This is a genomic window from Kordiimonas sp. (assembly GCF_048260245.1).
GTDB lineage: Bacteria > Pseudomonadota > Alphaproteobacteria > Sphingomonadales > Kordiimonadaceae > Kordiimonas.
Window position 1 is genome coordinate 14,950 of sequence record NZ_JBLXGZ010000019.1, and the last position, 15,055, is coordinate 30,004.

A 15,055-nucleotide genomic window follows, 5' to 3' on the forward strand; every position below is an offset into this window, starting at 1 on the left:
CCATTGATTTTTTGTTGCTGCGGCGGGGCTCTCTGCCCGACCACAGGAATATGAAGGAATAATTTATGCGTGCAATTATTCCTTCTGTAAAGAATTTTTCTCTGGCTCATCATGAAACTGCAAAAAAAGAGACTTTTCTGCTACGTTTGTATCTGTTAGAACCAAGGGGTGGTTTTGGAATAAATAATTCCGCACGTACTTTCAGGCCCCTGAAGCCGCGCTAGACGTCGCGCACAGGGGGCGGAGTGTGGCACTAATGAGAGAATAAAGAATACCAGCGCCACAGTTGGCGTATCTCAGGTGACTTGGGGAAGGGGTTGGGCTTGATTACACAAGGGTTTTCATATCTGGCAGTTTTGCTGTTTGTCGGCGGCGCAATCCGCATGCTTGAGACAAACAGCAAAAGCCGCCTGTTTGACTATCTGCCCGGTGTGGTGCTGCTGTATTTCATCGTCATGCTGATGTCGACCTTCGGGGTCTGGCAACAAAGCGACAGCGTTAACGCGACCTATGGCGCGGTGAAGGGCAACCTGCTGCCCGCAATGATTTTCCTCATGCTGCTCAAGGGTGACCTGCGTAAGATCATCGGCCTTGGCCCCCGCATGTTGCTGGCGTTTGCGGTGTCTGCCGTCAGCATCGGAATCGGTTTTGTTGTTACCTATGCCGCTTTCAAGGCCTGGTTGCCTGCGGATGCGTGGAAGGCTTTTGCCGCCCTGTCGGGTAGCTGGATGGGCGGCACAGGTAACATGGCGGCCATTCAGGGCGCGCTTGATGTGCCCGATACCGCCATGGGCTATACGCTGCTGATGGATTCGGTGGATTACGCGCTGTGGGTGATCATGCTTCTGGCGCTGGTACCCTATGCCGCCGCCTTCAACCGCTGGACCAAAAGCGACACCAGCACCATCGACCGCATCGGCGCGAAGCTTGAGGCGGAGGACGGCGGCACGGCAAAGCCGATCGACTTTACCGCCCTTGTCTTCCTTATTGGCGCTGCCCTTGCTGCCAGTGCGCTGGCGCAGACGGCTGCGTCCCTGATGCCTGCCACCAGCTTTTTCACCGCCACCACATGGGCGGTGCTGATCGCCACCGTCTTTGGCGTGATCGCCGCCATGACACCCATGGGCCGCATGGCGGGCTCAAACGAGGTGGCGAATGTCATGCTGTATGCCATCATTGGCCTGATTGCATCGCGCGCGGATTTTGCCGGGCTGGCGGAAGCACCGCTTTATGTGGCGGCCGGGCTTATGGTGCTGTCCGTGCACGGGCTGGCCATGGTCGGTGCCGCCAAGCTGTTCCGGCTTGACCTGTTTTCCTGCGGTATCGCCTCGCTTGCCAATATTGGCGGGGTGGCGTCCGCGCCCATATTGGCTGCGGCCTACTCACAAGTCCTGATCCCTATCGGTGTACTGATGGCCATGCTGGGCTATATCATTGGCACTGGCGGTGGTTTGCTTGTCGGCAAAATTCTGTCGCTTCTCTAAGAGGTTCATGATGTCACGTTCTAAGTTTAGCTTTGCCCTCGCCGCCCTTCTGCTGCTGCCGTCCTGCACTTCGGATGAAGGGCAGAAACACGATACCGCTGAGGCGCAGGACAGCATCATCGCGGGCCTCGCAGATCCCTTTGTTTCGGACGTGATCGGGGTGGGCGAAAAACACCTGTCGCAGGATTTCTGGGTGCAGGCTGCGGTGGGGGACACCGCCGCCAGTGGTGCGTTGCTGAGCGGCAGCGAAATATCGGCCATGAACGCCGAAAGCATAGACACAGACCCAACCATGTTTGACCTTGGCAGCTTCCCCGACATGCTTTCAGGTGATGAGGTGCGCGCGCGGCTTCGCTCCATCAGCAATGTGCCCTCATACCCGCGCATTTATATGAACGGCAACACGGTATCGGAGGCTGATTTTGCCGCCTATGAAGCGTCGCTCAATATGGACGGCATCGCGGATGAGGTTCCGCTCAGGTTTGCGCTCGCGGTGCGGCGTACGCCCATGCGCACCTACCCGACCATGGATCGCCTGTTCAGCGAGGGGGCCGATAATTTTGATATCGACCGTTTTCAGGAATCGACCCTTTTCCCGGCCGACGTGGTCGCCGTGCTGCATGAAAGTGCGGACGGTGCGTGGTATCTGGTTCAAAGCTATAATTATATCGCCTGGGTGCAGAAAAGAGACCTCGCCACCGGCCCGCGTGAGGCTATTTTTGACTATAAAGCCGCCGACCGTTTCCTTGTGGTGACGGGCGCCAAGGTGCATACGGTTTATAACCCCGAGCTGAAAGCGGTCTCCGAAGTACAGCTTGATATGGGTGTGCACCTGCCGCTGGACCGGCCCGCGGCGCTCGCGCACAATCTGTACGGCCAGAACCCCTATCTGAGCCATATGGTGGTGTTGCCCACCCGTCTTGATGACGGCAGCCTTGAATTTCGCCACGCGCTTATCCAGCGCAATCAGGATGTGCACATCGGTTACCTGCCGTTTACGGAAGAAAACATCATCCGTCAGGCGTTCAAGTTTCTGGGTGAACGTTACGGCTGGGGCCACAGCTATAATGGCCGCGACTGCACCGGTTTTGTCTCGGAGGTGTACCGCTCCATGGGTATCCTGCTGCCGCGCAATTCGGGCGATCAGGGCAAAAGCGTGATTGGGTCCAACATCCGCTTTGAGAAAGACACGACCCGTGCGGCCAAGGAAGACGCGCTGCGCGGTGCCAAGGTGGGGGATCTTGTCTATTTCCCCGGCCACGTGATGATGGTGCTCGGCCACGATGGCGGCGTGCCCTATATCATTCACGACGTGACAGGGCTCAATTATCTGGGTGATAATGGCGCAATCTACCGGGGTACACTCAATGGCGTGTCGATCACGCCGCTCTTTACGCTCCAGTCTTCGACGGAGCGCACCTATGTTGATGCAGTTTATGCAGTAAAATCGATCAGATGATCTGAGGGATAGGGTTTTTTCATGAAAATTACAGGCTATAAACTTGGTATGTTGCGGGTGCCGCTTGTCACCCCTTTCAAAACCGCGCTCAGAACGGTCGAAAACATCGAAGATGTCGTGCTGATCATTGAGACCGACACCGGCCACAAGGGGTACGGCGAAGCGCCAGCGACGGCGGTAATCACCGGTGACACGCATGGCTCTATCCTTGAGGCTATCCGCAGCTATATCATGCCGCGCCTCATTGGCATGGATGTCACCGATCTCAATGATATTACCCAGATTATCCAGGGTGCGCTGGTGAACAACTTCTCCGCCAAGGCGGCGGTAGAGATCGCCATCTATGACCTGTTCGCGCAATATTATAATGCACCGCTCTATAAAATTCTCGGCGGTGGCCAGCCACGCCTGTCAACCGACCTGACCATCAGCGTGGATTATATCGACAAGATGGTCGCCGACAGCATCCGCGCCTGCGACATGGGCTATGAGACGCTCAAGATCAAGGTGGGCAAGGACATCGGGGTTGACCTCAAACGGGTGAAAGCCATTTACGCGGCGGTCAAGGACCGCGCTCTGCTGCGTCTTGACGCCAATCAGGGCTGGTCGCCGCGCCAGACGGTGGCAGCGCTTCGCGAGCTTGAGGCCGCCGGTGTCGAGTTTGAGCTGATCGAGCAGCCGGTCAAAGGCGAAGACCTCAAGGGCATGAAATATATCACCGAGCGTGTCCGCACGCCCGTGATGGCGGACGAAAGCACTTTCGGCCCCCGTGAGGTGATCGAACTTATCCAGATGCAGGCGGCGGACATCATCAACATCAAGCTGATGAAAACCGGCGGCATTTCAAACGCCATCAAAATCGCTGACATCGCCTCCATCTACGGTGTGGAGTGCATGATCGGCTGCATGCTGGAAAGCAGCATCAGCGTCACCGCTGCCGCGCACCTCGCGGTCGCAAAACCGAACGTGATCACCAAGGCCGATCTTGATGGTCCGTCGCTGTGCCAGTTCAACCCGGTCGAGGGGGGCGCCAATTTTGACGGGTCGGAAATCACGCTGTCGGACGCGCCGGGCCTTGGCATTAAGAACATCGATCACCTGACCATGCTGGATGACTGATTCCGCTCAAGGCTCAGGACGCGCATTTCAGGAATAATGGCACGAATAGCCATTATTCCTTGCGCACATCCTGCACCGATCTTGCACAGATTTTAACAAAAAGCCGGGTTTTGTTGCACAGACCCTGCACACATCTGTGCAGGGTGACGCGGGAATAATTCCGCTTTTGCACCCCTATTTTATTCCGTCACGAATAAAATTGAGGTCCTGAATATCGAAGCTGAAGTCAAAGTCGGCGGACATATGCGCCAGTTTCATCCCGGTGACCTTGCCGTCAAAATCAAGCTCGAAACGCACATAGGCGTCCTCGCCGATCATTGGGTCATCCCAGCGGATAATGAAGGTATTCTGTTCAAAGGGCTCAAGCTTCCCCGTGAGCTTGACCGCCCGCGCTGAGCTGAACCGAAGGGCACCGCCGTCCAACGCCACCGTTGCAGCACCGAGCCAGGCGTCGCGGTAGGTGCCTGCATAGGCGTCAAGCGGCAGGAACACGTCGCCCGTGCCCTCGCGCGGGGTGCCTTCAGCGGCGGCCTTTGCCGCAAGCCGTGCGGCCAGCCAGTCGTCATAAACCTTGACCCAGTCACGGCTGACGGCCTCTGGCCCGGTGAGAAACCCATGCAAAACCGCCTGCATCACCGATGTGCGCGCGCCGTAGTGCGAACCATTGCTGAGGATGACCACGCCCAGATCCAACTCCGGCACAAGGCTGACATAGGCCTGCATGCCCGACAGCGTACCAGTGTGTGAGATAACCTCATAGCCCAGCACATCGGCCTTGCGCCACGCCAGCGCATAGGTACGGAAATGGGTGTTGTTCCAGTCGCGGTCGAGGCTGCCGACGCCCAGAATGGTCTCTGATTTCCACATCTCATCGCGGCGCGCTTCCGAGAAAACCCTGACACCACTTGGGCTTATACCACCTGCAAGCTGGGTCAGCATCCATGTGTTCATGCCGCGCGCGTTACAGACCATGCCGCCCGCCGCGGCTGAAACCGTGGCCTTGCCGGTGATGGCGTTGCGCGGGATGGTGACCAGTTTGTCGTCATGCCAGCCGTGCGGCGTGGCGACATCACCGAGACCTTCCACCGGGATGTCACCGGCATAACAGCCCATGCCCAGCGCATCCAGAATGCGGGACTGGACAAAGTTTTCCCATGACATGCCACTGGCGGCGGCCACCACTTCACCAGCCACGATATAGAGCAGGTTGTCGTAGGCATATTCGCTGCGGAAGCTTGATACCGGTTTGAAATGCCTAAGGTTTTTGATGATCTCCTCGCGGCTGAAGCCCGAAGGTTCTGGCCACAGCATCAGGTCACCGGCCCCCGCGCCCAGCCCGCTCCGGTGGGTCAGCAGGTCACGGATGGTAAACTCGCGCGTGACCCAGGCATCCATCATGCGGAAGTCGGGCAGATAGTCGATCACCTTGTCGTCCCAGCTCAGTGTGCCCTCATCAACCAGAATGGCCAGCGCGGCGGCGGTGAAGGCCTTGCTGGTCGAGGCAATGCGAAACAGCGTGTCTGGTGTAACCGCCTCGCGGCTGTGCATGTCGCGGATGCCGTAGCCCTGCAGATGAATGACCTTGCCGTCCTTGACAATACCCACTGCCATGCCGGGGGTGTTGAAGGTTTCCAGCGCTTTTGTCACGATACTGTTGATCTCGCCGTCCGGCAGCGGGTCCGCCTTAGCCGCAAGCGGTGTCAGCAGCAGCGCAGCGGTGAGGGCGAGGGTCTTGAACGGGACGCATAACATGGCAGGTTCCTTAAGGGGTTAGATCAAAAACAGCCCGGTGACGAGGTAAAGCACAATTGTGGCGGCGCCCGCTGTCAGCGCATAGGGCAGTTGTGTGCGCACATGGTCCAGAAGCTCACAGCCCGCCGCGAGCGAGGAGACCAGCGTGGTGTCGGAGATGGGTGAGCAGTGGTCGCCAAACACGCCGCCACCCAGAATGGCAGCCAGCAGGAAGGCGGGCGGCAGGTCGAACACACCGACAAGCGGCATCGCCAGCGGGATGAGAATGGCGAAGGTGCCCCAGCTTGTACCGGTGAAAAAGGAAATCATGCCACCCGCAATGAAAAGCAATGGTGCCAAAAGCAGCGGGTGCAGGTTCCCGCCGATGATTCCGGCAATAAACTGCCCGGTGCCAAGGCCCTTGAGGCTGCCGCCCAATGCGATGGAGAGCAGCAGCAACAGCGTGATGGGCAACAGCTCATTCATGCCCTTGATGCCAATGTCGACAATATGCTTGTGGCTGAAATTACCGTCTGTGATCAACAGGATATACCCTGTGAGGCAGGCAAGCGCCGTGGCATAGAGAATGGAACGCGAACCGCTGCCCGCCGCCATGTCGCCGTCGCCGGTCCACAGCATGAAACCGACCATGCCAAAAATCATCACAAAGAGCGGCAGGATCATGAAGCGGGCGCGGGTGGGCTCGAATTGCTCTTCGGTGACTTCGCTTTCTTCAAGCTCTGAGGCATCGCGGTTTTCTGCCGTGGCGAGCGGGCCGAAGAAACGCCCGGTGGCGGCGGAATAGAAGACGATGACAAGGGTGACGATGGCGTAGAAGTTGAAGATGACCGAGCCCCAGAGCACCTCCGCCGCGCTGACCTCAAACTCATAGGCGTTCAACAGCGCCAGCACAAAAGCACCCCAGCCGTTCAGCAGCACAAGGATGCACACAGGCGCGGACGTGCTGTCGATAAAATAGGCCAGTTTGGCGCGGCTCAGGCCGTAGCGGTCAAACAGTCCGCGTGAGACAAGACCGGACGTGAGCACGCTGAGGTTCGACTCGACGAAGACGATCACGCCGATGAGGGCCGAGGTGAGGCTAGCCTGACGGCCCGAGCGTACCCAGCCGCGGCCAACAATGATCTCCACCACGGCCGCCACGCCGCCGGAGCGGTACATGAAAGCCAGCAGGGCGCCGATCATCAGGGCAAAGGTCAGCAGGCGGGCGTTATCAATGTCGGTCAGGGTGGCGACGATGCGGTCCACCATGGCGAGGCCGGCAATGGGCAGGTCGGTGACAATATTGGCTTGTTGCAAGGCTTCGGATGCAAAAATGGCGAGGATCAGCGCCAACAGGACTTCCTTGCGCCACAGCACGACGCTGATTGCGATGACCGGTGGCAGCAGTGATAGCCAGCCCATGTATTCCTCCCCAAAAAACAGCTGCCCCGCAGCAAAATCGCGGGGACAGGGGCGAGATTGCCCAAGATTTCTGTTGTCTTCAAGCTAATTATTCCATTAGGAATAATATATTCAATAATATATGCGGTACTATTCCCGCGCTGTTTCCCTGCATTTTCAAGGATTTCCGCTATGAATCCCAACTATAAACACGGTGCACTGATGATGGAAGGCGTGAAACTTTCCACTGTCGCAAGCGTGATCGGCACCCCGGTATATTGTTATTCGCGCGGCGCGATTGAGGCGGCATACATGCGCTATCGTCAGGCTTTTTCAGCCTTGCCGGACACCTTGGTCTGTTATGCGGTAAAGGCCAACACCAATCAGGCGGTGATCGGCGCGTTGGCGTCGCTTGGCGCGGGGGCGGATGTGGTGTCGGAAGGGGAGCTCAGACGGGCGCTTGCGGCCGGTGTGCCTGCGGGAAAGATTGTCTATTCCGGCGTGGCCAAAAAGCGGAACGAGATGGCCTATGCCCTGAAGGCGGGGATTTACCAGTTTAATGTGGAATCAGAGCCCGAGCTTGAGGCGCTGAGCGATGTGGCGGCGGGCCTTGGCTTGACGGCCAGCATTGCGCTGCGCGTCAACCCGGACGTGGACGCGAAGACCCACGCCAAGATCGCCACTGGCAAGGCGGAAAACAAATTTGGCATTCCGTGGCAGCGGGTGCGGGACGTGTACCGGTTGGCCGGCGCATTGCCTGGCATAAGGATACAGGGCATCGCCATGCATATTGGCTCCCAGCTTTTGTCGCTTGAGCCCTACGCGGCGGCGTATGACCGGCTCGCGCATATGGTGGTGGCCTTGCAGGCCGATGGTATCCGCCTTGCCAGTATCGACATCGGCGGCGGGCTGGGCATTGCCTACGAAGATGACCAGCCCGCGCCGCCCGCACCGGCTGAGCTTGCGACCCTGGCAAAACAGCATCTGGGCCACCTTGGTAGCCGTCTGATCATTGAACCAGGCCGGTCGCTTCTCGGGCCCGCTGGGGTGTTGCTTGCGGAAGTGATTTATGTGAAGTCGGGCGAAAGCCGGGATTTCATGATTGTGGACGCAGCGATGAATGATCTCATCCGACCGGCCATGTATGACGCCTATCATGGCGTGATGCCGCTTGTGGCACGCGATGGGCCGTGCAAGGTGTATGACATTGTGGGGCCGGTGTGCGAAAGCGGCGATACCTTCGCGACAGCGCGCCCCATGCCGGAGGTAACATCCGGTGACCTCGTGGCCTTCAAGGACGCTGGCGCATACGGCGCCGTGATGGCGGGCACCTACAACAGCCGCCTGCTGGTGCCTGAGGTGATGATAGACGGGGACCAATTCGGTGTGATCCGTCCGCGCGGCAGCTATGAGGCGCTTATCGGTCTTGATACAGCGTGGCAAGCGGTGGCGGTGACGGATGAGCCAGAGGCGGCACCGGAGGCCTAGAGGTTTTCGACCGCCTGCTGGCTGAGGATCAAAAGCTCCCGCCCGTGGGTATCGCGGCTGGAGAGCACCATATATAGCGCGTCGATGAGGTGCTGCAGCGCGACCCGCGCCACAATGTGCGGGGCGCTGGCGCTATAGTGGCTGGCGGCGCGTTCATCCAGCGAGAACAGGCTGTGATCAGCGAGCAGGCTGAGCGGGTTAACGTCATATTTGGTCAGCGAGACAATGGTCAGCCCGGCTTCCTTCGCGGCTTCCGCCAGCTCGATCACATGGCCATTCTGGCCCGAGACCGACAGCGCAAAGAGCACATCACCCCGCCGCATGGAAGCAAGGTTGGCGCGCTGTACAAACGGGTCGCTTTCCGCCACGACCGATTTGCCCATGATCATGAGCTTGAGGGCAAAGTCTTTCACCACCAGTGAATAACCGCCAGCCGCGACAAACTGGATGCGGTTGGCTTTCTCGATCGTGCGTACGACCTCAAGCAAGGCCTGTTCGCTGTTCAACTCCGAGATGGCTTTGACAACATCGGCTTTTGTTTGTGCCAGCTCCTCAAATACCGTGCCGGTGCTGTCGTGGCTGGGTGGTGGAGGGATCTGGCCAAGGTCGGCTTGTGCGCTACCGCGTGCCAGTTCCTCACTGACCGCAAGCTTGAGCGCGGGATAGCCGCGGTAGCCCAGCTTCTGGCTGAACTTCACCACGCTGGACTGGCTTACGCCCACAGCCTCGGCCAGTTGCTGGGAGGAATAATCCCGCAACAGGGAGGCGTTATTCATGATGAATTCGGCAAGTTTCCGTTCGTTCGCAGACATGCCGTTAACAGCCCGCCGAATATTTGCCAAACAATCGTTCATCAAGTCCCCTTACCCGGTTTGCCGTCACACTGCCATGGGTGGCTATCGCCTGCCCGATTGCCTGTGTCAAACTCCCTCTCCTTCAATTCGTTTAGGCCGAAAGCGACCTCAACTCAAGTATTACGGTTAAAGACCATGGCACCCTTGCGCCGAAGCTCAGTTTTCCGTGTCCGGACCAAACCAGCGCAACCACCACCTTAAAACTTCTTCTTCCGCGCGGTAGAGAGGACTGGTGCCGCCACCCGCCGACGGATCGTTCGCCGTGCCGGTCATCAGCGCCACGAGCGCGGTGTTTGTGTAGAAGTCGATCCAGAACTGGCCCATCAGCCCGTACGCGTCGCCCAGGTGACCGGCGAGGTAGCGTGTCTCACCCGAGAGGCCCCATTCCTTGAGGTCGACGATATGGACGGAAAGGCCGTACGCTGTCATCAGTCGCTTGGACGGGCCGTCCGGGTTCACGTCTTCGCCCGTTGTATTGCCGTTTTCCGTCCCGGCATCATAAAGCCAGACAGGCTGGACCATTTCGCTGATGGTTTGCGGATCAAGAAGATGTTTTCCGTCCTTGGTCACGCCGCCGTTCATCAGGAAGGTCGCAACCTCGGCGAGGTCGCGGGCCGAGGCGCGCAGGCCACCTTGCGGCGAAAACAGCGTCGGGTTCTGCCCCGGTATATACCCGTCAAGAAGGGTGTCCGGCGCGTCACTGCGCCCGATCGGCTCCATACCGTAAAAGCAGGAGAAGCGGCTGCTGTCGAGCTGCGGCACCCAGTCACCTTCGGGCTGCCAAGTGCCGTCATCACTGCGTTTGCGGAAAAGTGTGGCCATGGTGTCCGGGTTTTGGGCCGTGACGTCGCAGACGTTATAGCTGGCGTTCAGGCCAAGGGGCGCCAGCACGTTTTCATGCATGTAAATGTCAAAGCGTTGGCCGCTGACGCGCTCAATCACCCCGGCAATGATGCCAAAATTAAGGTTCGCGTAGGTGAAATAGTCGCCCGGTGCCTTGCCTTTACCGCCCGCGAAATGGGCGCCGCCGTCATAATGTTTGCCACCGGGCTGGAAAAAGGCTTGAAAGTCTTCACCTTCTTTCAACCAGTAATAGCTGCCGTCGCGAATGCTGGAGGTATGGGAGAGAAGCATGCGCAGGGTGATTTTGTCATCGGGGAAATTCGGGTTCCTGAGCGGAAAACCAAGATAGTCCGATACATCGGAATCCAGTTCCGCCGCGCCGGTCTCAACCAGCCGCAGCAGGCCGATGGTCGCCACCAGTTTGGAGATGGACGCGACCCGTACCTTGTGCTCAGGGGTTAGCGCAACAGCCTTGCCGCCGTCGGTGCGAGCGAGGCCGCCAGCATAGTCAAACACCGTCTTGCCGTCCTTGAGGACAACCACTTGCAGTCCGCTGACCTCTGGCGCGCCAGACAGCTCACCGCTGATAATGCCGTCAAGCTCAAGTCGGGCGGCGTGGGGCAGGCTGTTATCCGGGAATGCGGCAGGCGAAAGCACACGACCGGCACGCGCGGAGCGCACGGTGTTGTTTTCAAACGCGACCGTGCCGCCAACGATCACCATATCAAAGCCGGTCGCTTTTTGGTGGGGGTCTACATAGCTGGTGGTCTCTCGCACGCCCGCCGGATCAAAGAGGATAAGGTCTGCCACCATGCCGGGTTTGATAATGCCGCGGTCGCGGATGTGCATGATCTCGGCGGGCAGGCCGGTCGCCTTATGGACCGCAGCTTCAAGGCTCATGCTTTTTTGCTGCATGACATAATATTCTATCAGGCGGGCATAGGTGCCGTACCCCCGCGGGTGCCGCATGGTGGGGCTGCCGTCGGTGGAAAGGGCAACACTGGCGTCGCTCACCAGCCGGTCAACGACACGCCGGTCCATGACGAAGTGTGCGGCTGAACCACCCTTGGGGCCTAGGTCTGCGATGAAGTGTGCCGCCGTTTTGCCAGCGGCCTTTGCCGCGCTTGCCAGCGTCTGCCCGGCATAAGGGCCAGCACCGAACAACAGGGCTTGCGGCCCGCCACGCTTTTCAATGCGTGCGGCCAGATAAGCCACAAGTTCCGCGTCCCGCGTTTGCCTGATATGTGCATAATCCGTTGGCGGTAGCGCCCATTCGGGAAACAGGATGCCGATGCCGGTGTAACTGGCGGCATAAGGATAGGCATCGGCGCTTAGCCTTGTGCCGGTCTCGCGTTTGCCTGCCATGAAGGCGAGCAAATCATCCGCCCGGCTTTCGCCCCGGCCATAGACCACCTTGAGGTGGGAGATATGCACCCGGCCCGTGGGGGCCATGGCGACAAGCTCGTCGATGGCATCTTCGACATCGCCGTCATCCTCGCTGCGCATATGGCTCATGATGATGGCGCCTGTGTCGGTAATGACGTCACCAAGGGCCTTGAGTTCTGAGGCGTCTGCATAGACACCCGGCACATATTCAAGCCCCATGGAAAGGCCAAACGAGCCAGCGGCCAGATCCTGACTGAGCGCTGCTTGCAGTGCCTTGGTTTGTGCGGGTGTCAGGTCGCGTGCGCCGTCAGGGATGCCGGCTTTCCGGCGCAGGGTTCCGTGGCCTGACATGGGGATGACGTTGAGCTCAAGCCCTTGTGCCCGCGCTTTGGCTTTCCAGCCCGCGAGGCCATTCGTGCCGTACGTGAGGCTGTCGCTGCTGCCGTCCATGCCCAGGGTGACGGTGGTCACGCCCATGGCGAGGAAGTTTTCAAATGACTGCGCCTGCGGGTCGCCGTGGGTGTGCAGGTCAATAAAACCCGGTGCCAGAACGCGTCCAGCGGCATCGATGCTGCGCCCGGCGCCTTTCTGGTTTTCTGCGCGTTCCGGGCCTTTACCGGGCGCGTAGATATGCTTGATGACGCCGTTCTCTACCAGCACGTCACCGCTGAAAGCCTCCGCGCCGGTACCGTCGACAATTTTCGCGTTGGTGATGAGCAGGCGGTCACTGGCGGACGCACCCATGGCCAAAGAACAAGCGGCGGCGAGCATGAGTATCCGGATAATAGAGCGCATCGCTTACTCCTTTTTAAGCTGACTTGCTCAGGTGCCCGCTACCCCAAAGGCGCGCCGGGGCGAGGGCGCCCTCAGATACGCCGTGGTCCAACAGCCACGCCGGGATTGCCCCGTTCAGGATCAGGCCTGTTGATAAAGCGGCCAGCGCCGGTGCGGTCTGGATACCGTAGCCGCCCTGGCCAGCAAGCCAGAAAAAGTTTGGCAGTACCGGGTCGAAACCTGCCACAGGCGTGCGGTCGGCGACAAAGCTCCTGAGTCCGGCCCAGCTATGGGCGATACGTCGCACTTGCAGCGTGGTGGCTGTCATCACGCGGTCAACCGCAATGGCAATGTCCAGTTCTTCCGGTTGTGCGTCACACGCCGGGCTTTCGGTCTCGTCACAGGGTGAGATCAGCAGCATGCCGGCGTCTGGCTTGAAATAGAAGCCCTCGTCCACGTCGAACACCATGGGCCATGGCGCCGGGTCTACGCCTGCGGGCGGCTCAACAAGAATGGCGGTGCGGCGCTTCGGCATCAGGCCGATTTCACGGCCGCCCGCGATCACGCCGATATGGTCGGCCCATGCTCCGGCTGCATTGACGACGGTGGCGGCGCGGACAATGCCCTCAGGGGTCGTGACGTGCCACATATCGCCGCTGTGGTGCATCTCCAGCACCTCGGCACCCGTTTGCAGCACGCCGCCACGCGCGCGAAACTGCTTCAGGTAGCCCTGATGCAAACCATGTACGTCAATGTCTGCCGAGCCGTCTTCGATAAGGGCGCCGATCATGTCTTCCCCGTGCAGGATAGGCACGAGGTTCTCCGCGTCTGCCGGGCTGATCCAGTAGGTGTTTGCCTTGATGTCAGGTTGCTGTTGCATCCTGTCAAAGGATTCGGCCTGTTTGGCGGTGGCGATAAACATGGTGCTGCGGGGGGTAAGAAGCGGGTTTTCTGCGAAGCCCGCCGGCGGGGTGTCAAAAAAACGGCGACTGGCACGCGAGAGCGCCCGCACCGGTGCACTGCCGTATATTTCTGAGAAGAGCGCTGCTGACCGGCCCGTCGCGTGGTAACCGGGCTGTTCCTCTCGCTCAAGCAGCAGAACGTTGCGCTCGCTCGCCAGTTCCGCCGCCACGGAGGCGCCAGCCATGCCTGCGCCGATGACGATGATATCAAACTCTGTATATGACATGGTTGACCTATTATTCTATCCAACTACCGCGATAGGGGCATATGCACTGTAGGAATAATTTATAGAATAATTTCTCAATTAGGAATAAAAAATTACAAATAGGAAAATTTTAATAATATCAGTGCTCTAGGTTGTTTTCAGTGGGGAATGGTGCGGCTGGTGAGGTGGTTCAGACCCCTGAATACGGTTTTTATTAATTCGTTGTCATGGTCTTCCGGGTAGGTGCCGTAAACCGGGTAGGTAAAGACAGGCGTATTTGGTATTCGCCGGAGTTCGCCGTTTTGCAAAAAGGGCGCGGCGATGCGCAACGGAAAATAGCCCGCAGCGTGATTTTCCAGCAGGAAGGAAATGCCGAGCGTGCCCACGTTCAGGTTCAGGGCGGGTGTTGCCATGCCGGGGAAGTTGAGCGCATGGTCTGCCTGAAATTCCGGTCCCCAATCGACAAAAACATAGCTCTCTTCATCCAATTGGCTGGTGGCAAGGTCGCTGCTGACCAGCACAAGCTGTTCTTCGAATATTTGCCGGATAATGAGGCCGGGCCTGGCTGTTGGCCGGTACAGCACGGCAAAATCAATCAGGCCGTCAAGAAGCTGCTGTGTCAGCATTTGCGATGACGCCATCATCTGCGCGCGGATCGCAACCTCGGGCGCGTGTTTGTGCATCCACGGCAGCCACTTCAGCAGAAACCCGTCCCACAGGCTGGGTTGCCCGCCAACGGTCAGGCGTTTCTTCTGCTCCGGCGGCAGCGCGAGGGTGAGCTTGGCCTGATCCCACATGCGCACAATGGCGGCGGCGTGGCGGGCGAACTCACGCCCCACCTGAGTTGGGCTTGCGCCAGCGCGGTTGCGAATGAACAGTTCCTGCCCCAGCGCTTCTTCCAGCGCCTTGATGCGTGTGCTGACGGTGGATTGCGCCACATTTACCCGCGCTGCCGCGTGCAGGAAAGAGCCGGTTTCCAGCACAGCAAGGAAGGTGCGCGCCTGTGTTATATCCATGAATTTTCTCTTGTATCGGGTTTTCCGATATTATCTATCAAATATATCCGCTTTTCAAATATTTGATGGAAGCGCAGAACGGCAGGACAGTGTTTCATCCATGAAGGATTTGAGAGTGCGCCGTCCTGAGCTTTATGTGAATGGCCCCAGTTATGGGTATGGGGAGAACCCGAGCCAGTCTTTTAACGTACAGTGGCCGCTTAGCGAAGTGATGCTAAGCGCAGAGATGTGCTGTGACCAGACAGTAGATGATATCGCCCGTAAATACGGGGTCAGTGTCACCGATGTGCTTTCGCTGCGCGAAGAGTACGAACTGGATTTCGGCTAGAGCC

General features: G+C 58.8%; 11 protein-coding genes. 5 read left to right on the top strand and 6 right to left on the bottom strand.

Going from position 1 to position 15,055, the window contains the following annotated elements; genetic code table 11:
- Positions 1-323 precede the first annotated feature (323 nt).
- From ACN0VM_RS10985 to ACN0VM_RS10995, 3 genes are read left to right on the top strand one after another with little or no spacing between them, the layout of a single operon-like run.
- On the top strand, positions 324-1,484 hold the full coding sequence (locus ACN0VM_RS10985) for a DUF819 domain-containing protein (RefSeq protein WP_417450929.1): 1,161 nt from the start codon (positions 324-326) through the stop codon (positions 1,482-1,484).
- Between the two features lie 7 nt (positions 1,485-1,491).
- Positions 1,492-2,943 (top strand): SH3 domain-containing protein, encoded by a 1,452-nt coding sequence (locus ACN0VM_RS10990; RefSeq protein ID WP_417450930.1) that lies wholly within the window; start codon positions 1,492-1,494, stop codon positions 2,941-2,943.
- A 21-nt stretch (positions 2,944-2,964) separates the two neighbouring features.
- Positions 2,965-4,062 (top strand): dipeptide epimerase, encoded by a 1,098-nt coding sequence (locus ACN0VM_RS10995; RefSeq protein WP_417450931.1) that lies wholly within the window; start codon positions 2,965-2,967, stop codon positions 4,060-4,062.
- A 174-nt stretch (positions 4,063-4,236) separates the two neighbouring features.
- On the opposite strand, the gene ACN0VM_RS11000 is transcribed toward ACN0VM_RS10995, so the two are convergent.
- Both ACN0VM_RS11000 and ACN0VM_RS11005 read right to left on the bottom strand, forming a co-directional pair.
- Positions 4,237-5,814 carry a serine hydrolase gene (locus ACN0VM_RS11000; protein ID WP_417450932.1) on the bottom strand — a complete coding sequence of 526 codons (1,578 nt, stop codon included), beginning with the start codon at positions 5,812-5,814 and terminating at the stop codon, positions 4,237-4,239.
- Between the two features lie 18 nt (positions 5,815-5,832).
- A complete protein-coding gene (locus ACN0VM_RS11005) occupies positions 5,833-7,215 on the bottom strand; it encodes a Na+/H+ antiporter NhaC family protein (RefSeq protein ID WP_417450933.1) in 1,383 nt (460 codons plus the stop codon).
- A 171-nt stretch (positions 7,216-7,386) separates the two neighbouring features.
- On the opposite strand from ACN0VM_RS11005, the gene lysA reads away from it, so the two are divergent.
- On the top strand, positions 7,387-8,682 hold the full coding sequence (gene lysA / locus ACN0VM_RS11010; RefSeq protein ID WP_417450934.1) for a diaminopimelate decarboxylase: 1,296 nt from the start codon (positions 7,387-7,389) through the stop codon (positions 8,680-8,682).
- Here the strand turns inward: lysA and ACN0VM_RS11015 are convergent.
- The 4 genes from ACN0VM_RS11015 to ACN0VM_RS11030 all read right to left on the bottom strand — a co-directional run bounded on the left by ACN0VM_RS11015 (position 8,679) and on the right by ACN0VM_RS11030 (position 14,723).
- Positions 8,679-9,536, bottom strand: coding sequence for a MurR/RpiR family transcriptional regulator (locus ACN0VM_RS11015; RefSeq protein ID WP_417450935.1), 858 nt, complete (start codon positions 9,534-9,536; stop codon positions 8,679-8,681). The two genes, lysA and ACN0VM_RS11015, sit on opposite strands and share 4 nt — an antisense overlap.
- A gap of 156 nt (positions 9,537-9,692) precedes the next feature.
- On the bottom strand, positions 9,693-12,560 hold the full coding sequence (locus tag ACN0VM_RS11020) for a serine hydrolase (protein ID WP_417450936.1): 2,868 nt from the start codon (positions 12,558-12,560) through the stop codon (positions 9,693-9,695).
- 13 nt (positions 12,561-12,573) lie between these two features.
- Positions 12,574-13,728 carry an NAD(P)/FAD-dependent oxidoreductase gene (locus ACN0VM_RS11025; RefSeq protein WP_417450937.1) on the bottom strand — a complete coding sequence of 385 codons (1,155 nt, stop codon included), beginning with the start codon at positions 13,726-13,728 and terminating at the stop codon, positions 12,574-12,576.
- 137 nt (positions 13,729-13,865) lie between these two features.
- Complete coding sequence (locus ACN0VM_RS11030) at positions 13,866-14,723, bottom strand: LysR family transcriptional regulator (protein ID WP_417450938.1); 858 nt, start codon at positions 14,721-14,723, stop codon at positions 13,866-13,868.
- A gap of 100 nt (positions 14,724-14,823) precedes the next feature.
- Here ACN0VM_RS11030 and ACN0VM_RS11035 point away from each other — a divergent pair, with 100 nt between their 5' ends.
- Positions 14,824-15,051: a hypothetical protein gene (locus ACN0VM_RS11035; protein ID WP_417450939.1), complete on the top strand. Its 228-nt coding sequence runs from the start codon at positions 14,824-14,826 to the stop codon at positions 15,049-15,051.
- Positions 15,052-15,055 lie beyond the last annotated feature (4 nt).

What these genes read in the sequence shown, in the direction of transcription:
- ACN0VM_RS10990 (WP_417450930.1), top strand. Translation starts at nt 1,492, where the DNA reads ATGATGTCACGTTCTAAGTTTAGCTTTGCCCTCGCCGCCCTTCTGCTG.
- ACN0VM_RS10995 (WP_417450931.1), top strand. Translation starts at nt 2,965, where the DNA reads ATGAAAATTACAGGCTATAAACTTGGTATGTTGCGGGTGCCGCTTGTC.
- ACN0VM_RS11000 (WP_417450932.1), bottom strand. Translation starts at nt 5,814, where the DNA reads ATGTTATGCGTCCCGTTCAAGACCCTCGCCCTCACCGCTGCGCTGCTG.
- ACN0VM_RS11005 (WP_417450933.1), bottom strand. Translation starts at nt 7,215, where the DNA reads ATGGGCTGGCTATCACTGCTGCCACCGGTCATCGCAATCAGCGTCGTG.
- lysA (WP_417450934.1), top strand. Translation starts at nt 7,387, where the DNA reads ATGAATCCCAACTATAAACACGGTGCACTGATGATGGAAGGCGTGAAA.
- ACN0VM_RS11015 (WP_417450935.1), bottom strand. Translation starts at nt 9,536, where the DNA reads ATGAACGATTGTTTGGCAAATATTCGGCGGGCTGTTAACGGCATGTCT.
- ACN0VM_RS11020 (WP_417450936.1), bottom strand. Translation starts at nt 12,560, where the DNA reads ATGCGCTCTATTATCCGGATACTCATGCTCGCCGCCGCTTGTTCTTTG.
- ACN0VM_RS11025 (WP_417450937.1), bottom strand. Translation starts at nt 13,728, where the DNA reads ATGTCATATACAGAGTTTGATATCATCGTCATCGGCGCAGGCATGGCT.
- ACN0VM_RS11030 (WP_417450938.1), bottom strand. Translation starts at nt 14,723, where the DNA reads ATGGATATAACACAGGCGCGCACCTTCCTTGCTGTGCTGGAAACCGGC.
- ACN0VM_RS11035 (WP_417450939.1), top strand. Translation starts at nt 14,824, where the DNA reads ATGAAGGATTTGAGAGTGCGCCGTCCTGAGCTTTATGTGAATGGCCCC.